This is a genomic window from Mesorhizobium sp. M1A.F.Ca.IN.020.06.1.1, from assembly GCF_004023265.1.
Classification (GTDB): Bacteria; Pseudomonadota; Alphaproteobacteria; order Rhizobiales; family Rhizobiaceae; genus Mesorhizobium.
On record NZ_RZSR01000629.1, the window covers coordinates 1 to 3,593 of the forward strand.

General features: G+C 63.5%; 4 protein-coding genes and 1 pseudogene. 2 read left to right on the plus strand and 3 right to left on the minus strand.

Going from position 1 to position 3,593, the window contains the following annotated elements:
• Window positions 1-426: pseudogene (locus EOA60_RS23790) on the plus strand (thymidine phosphorylase); the annotation flags it as partial.
• Between the two features lie 8 nt (window positions 427-434).
• Here EOA60_RS23790 and EOA60_RS23795 read toward each other — a convergent pair.
• From EOA60_RS23795 to EOA60_RS23805, 3 genes are all read right to left on the minus strand, one after another.
• Complete coding sequence (locus EOA60_RS23795; RefSeq protein ID WP_095823453.1) at window positions 435-1,001, minus strand: TIGR02281 family clan AA aspartic protease; 567 nt, start codon at window positions 999-1,001, stop codon at window positions 435-437.
• Between the two features lie 105 nt (window positions 1,002-1,106).
• On the minus strand, window positions 1,107-1,736 hold the full coding sequence (gene upp / locus EOA60_RS23800; RefSeq protein WP_095823452.1) for a uracil phosphoribosyltransferase: 630 nt from the start codon (window positions 1,734-1,736) through the stop codon (window positions 1,107-1,109).
• A 147-nt stretch (window positions 1,737-1,883) separates the two neighbouring features.
• Complete coding sequence (locus EOA60_RS23805) at window positions 1,884-2,858, minus strand: adenosine deaminase (protein WP_095800650.1); 975 nt, start codon at window positions 2,856-2,858, stop codon at window positions 1,884-1,886.
• A 171-nt stretch (window positions 2,859-3,029) separates the two neighbouring features.
• Between EOA60_RS23805 and EOA60_RS23810 the strand changes: the two genes are divergently transcribed.
• Window positions 3,030-3,593, plus strand: a 564-nt coding sequence (locus tag EOA60_RS23810) for a class I SAM-dependent methyltransferase (protein ID WP_164899492.1), incomplete at its 3' end; no start/stop codon positions are given.

Sequence of the window (3,593 nt, forward strand, 5' to 3'; positions counted from 1 at the left end):
GCCGAGACGCTTGCCGGCGGCCGCGCGGCGGCGGTGTTCGCGCGCATGGTGACGGCGCTCGGCGGTCCCGCCGACTTCGTCGAGAGCCCGGAGAAATATCTGCCGAAGGCGGCAGTGGAAATGGCGGTCAAAGCGGCCGAGGACGGCTTCGTCACCGGGATCGCGACGCGCGAAATCGGGCTCGCCGTCGTTGCGCTGGGCGGCGGGCGCGTCCGCCCGGACGACAAGATCGATCATTCCGTCGGCCTCACCCGGCTGCTGCCGGTCGGCGCGGAGGTGCATGGCGGCGAGGCGCTGGTGCTGGTCCATGCGCGGACCGAGGCCGACGCCGAGGCTGCCGCCGTCGCGGTGCGCGCCGCTTATACGGTCGGTCACTCGAAGCCGACCGCAGAAAAGACGGTGCTCAGGCGGATACTGCCGCTGTAAAATCGCGCCTATTGAACAAGCAGCAGCGCGCCGTCCTGGACTTCGTATTTCTGCAGCCGCTGCAGGAAGCTCATGCCGATCAGGTTGGTTTGCAGCGCTCGATCGTCGAGCACCACCGCCTGGACGTTGTCGAGGGAAATCTTGCCGATCTGCAGCCGGTCGACGGTGACCACGGCAGCCTTAATGGCGCCGTTCGCCGTGTTCACCTGTTGATTGAAATCCGACTGGTTGAGCGAGATGCCGATCCGGCGCGCCGTCGATATGTTGATCGCGACCAGCGTCGCGCCGGTGTCGATCATGCCGTCTATCTGACGGCCGTTGAACTTGAAGGCGGAAGTGAAATGGCCGCGCTGGTCGGCATTGACCAGCACCTGGCGGCCGAGCGGCATCGGCATCGCCGGCCTGGCTGGAGCCGAAGCGAGATTGACGTCCGGCTGAGCCTCAGGCGGCGCCGGCTTCGAAGCAACCGCCGATCTCAGCAGGGTTTCCACCATCTGCGGGTTCGACTGATAGACAATCGGAATCGATGCGGAGCTTCCGACAAAGACGCCAAGGAGAAGAAGCTTGCGCAGCATGGATCGACCTTCGTGAAGGTTCGATCCTTAAGCCGACATGGTGTTTTCGGCTTTAACGCGCGCCGGAACCACGGCGTTTCGTAAACGAGCGGTTAAGAAAAGATCTCACTTGGTCCCGTACATGCGGTCGCCGGCGTCACCGAGGCCAGGCATGATGTAACCCTTGTCGTTCAACTGGCGGTCGATCGAGGCGGTGAAGATCGGGACATCCGGATGCGCCTTGGTGAAGCGCTCGATGCCTTCGGGCGCGGCCAGGAGGCAAAGGAAGCGGATGTTGGTGGCGCCGCGCCCCTTCAGCTTGTCGATCGCCGCGATCGCGGAATTGGCCGTCGCAAGCATCGGATCGACCACGATCACCAGACGGTCGGCAAGGTCGCTTGGCGCCTTGAAGAAATATTCGATCGCCTCGAGCGTCTCATGGTCGCGGTAAAGGCCGATATGGGCGACGCGCGCCGCCGGCACCAGATCGAGCAGGCCTTCGAGCAGGCCATTGCCGGCCCGCAGCACGGAGGCGAAAACCAGCTTCTTGCCCTCCAGCGTCGGCGCTTCCATCTCCTCGATCGGGGTCTCGATCTTGGTGGTCGTCAGTTCGAGGTTGCGGGTCACCTCGTAGCCGAGAAGCAGGGAGATTTCGCGCAGCAGCCGCCGGAAGCCTGCCGTCGAGGTCTCCTTCTTGCGCATGATGGTCAGCTTGTGCTGGACAAGGGGGTGGTCGACGACGGTGACGCCCTGCATGGTCTTCTCCAGTGAATGGTGAGTAGTGAATAGTGAATAGTGAGCCGGTTTGCGAGTCCTGATGGGCCGATGATTGGTTGACACGCTGAAGCCGCCGGCAAACGTTCACCATTCACCATTCACCATTCACCATTCACCATTGACCATTCACCGGCCTTTGGGGTCGAGCCGGCTCATCAGCATCGCCTTGGTCTTCCGGTCGACGAAGGCCGCCTCGATGGCCGTCCTGGTGACGGCGATAAGCGCCTTGTCGTCCATCGCGAAATGCTCGGCGGCGATGTCGTATTCGCGCTTCAGCGAGGTCCAGAAATAGGGCGGGTCGTCGGAATTGAGCGTCACCTTGCAGCCGGCCGCGCGCAACGCCGGAAAAGGATGCGTGGCGAAACTATCGAACACCTTGAGCGCGATGTTGGAGCCGGGGCAGCATTCCAGCACCACGCCCTCGGCGGCTATGCGGCGAACGAGGTCCGGGTTCTCGATGGCGCGCACGCCATGGCCGATCCGCGACGGGCGGATATGGTCGAGCGCTGCCGCCACGCTTTCCCAGCCCATCAATTCTCCGGCGTGGATGGTGATGCCGAGGCCGGCCTCGCGCGCGATCTCGAACGCACGGACGTAGTCCTCGAAATCGCCGATGCGCTCGTCGCCGGCGACGCCGAAGCCGGTGACCAGCGGATGGCCGCAGCGCGCCGCAAAGCGCGCCGCCTGCTCGATCGCCTCGACGCCGACGTGGCGTACGCCGGTGACGATCATGCGCCCCTCGATGCCGGTCCTCGCCTTGGCGCGGGCCATGCCTTCGCCCAGCGCGTCCGTATAGGCCTTGGGCGAAAGCCCGGCCCTTTTCGCGTGATCCGGCGAGGTGAAGACCTCGGAATAGATGGCGCCGTCGCGGGCGAGGCTGGTGAGATAATGATCGGTCAGACGGGCGTAATCCTCCTCGGTGCGGAACAGGTCGGAAGCAAAATCATAGGCGGCGAGGAAAGACGTGAAATCGTGCCAGACGAAAGAGCCGTTCTGGATGTAGGGCGAAGGGTCCTTGCCGTATTTGCGGGCCTGGCTGACGACGAGGTCGGGCGCCGCTGCCCCTTCGATGTGGCAGTGCAATTCGGCTTTCAAGATCATGCGGCCATCCCGTGCGGTATTCTTCTGTCGTGGCGCCGATTCCGGGTGGAAAATCGTGGCAAACTCTTCCCCGACCCGTTCTGAAAGCGCGGCCGAAAACCGCGCCTTGGACAATAGCGCCCGCCCCATCGATCGGCTATGGTCCCGCCGGTTTTATGGCGGATCGAAATAATGTCAGTTGAGAGAACCACGGCCGCGGGCGGCATGGAAACCTCCTATGGTTTCAGGAAGGTTGGCGCGGGCGACAAGCAGTCGCTCGTCAATGACGTCTTTCACAAGGTGGCCAATCGATACGACCTGATGAACGATCTGATGTCGGGTGGGTTGCACCGGCTGTGGAAGGACGCGATGGTCGCGTGGCTCAACCCCCCGAAGCGGCCGGGCTGGAAGGTGCTCGACGTCGCCGGCGGCACCGGCGACATCGCCTTTCGCATCATCGAGGCAAGCCAGCGCCATGCGCATGCCACGGTGCTCGACATCAACGGCTCGATGCTCGACGTCGGCCGCGACAGGGCCGAAAAGAAAGGCCTCTCGGAAAACACCGATTTCGTCGAGGCCAATGCCGAAGCGCTGCCGTTCGAGGACGGCACGTTCGATGCGTATACGATCGCGTTCGGCATCCGCAACGTGCCGCGCATCGATGTGGCGCTGAGCGAAGCTTTTCGTGTGCTGAAGCGCGGCGGGCGCTTCCTATGCCTGGAGTTTTCCGAGGTCGACATGCCGCTGCTCGACAAG

What these genes read in the sequence shown, in the direction of transcription:
- EOA60_RS23805 (WP_095800650.1), bottom strand. Translation starts at nt 2,858, where the DNA reads ATGATCTTGAAAGCCGAATTGCACTGCCACATCGAAGGGGCAGCGGCG.
- upp (WP_095823452.1), bottom strand. Translation starts at nt 1,736, where the DNA reads ATGCAGGGCGTCACCGTCGTCGACCACCCCCTTGTCCAGCACAAGCTG.
- EOA60_RS23795 (WP_095823453.1), bottom strand. Translation starts at nt 1,001, where the DNA reads ATGCTGCGCAAGCTTCTTCTCCTTGGCGTCTTTGTCGGAAGCTCCGCA.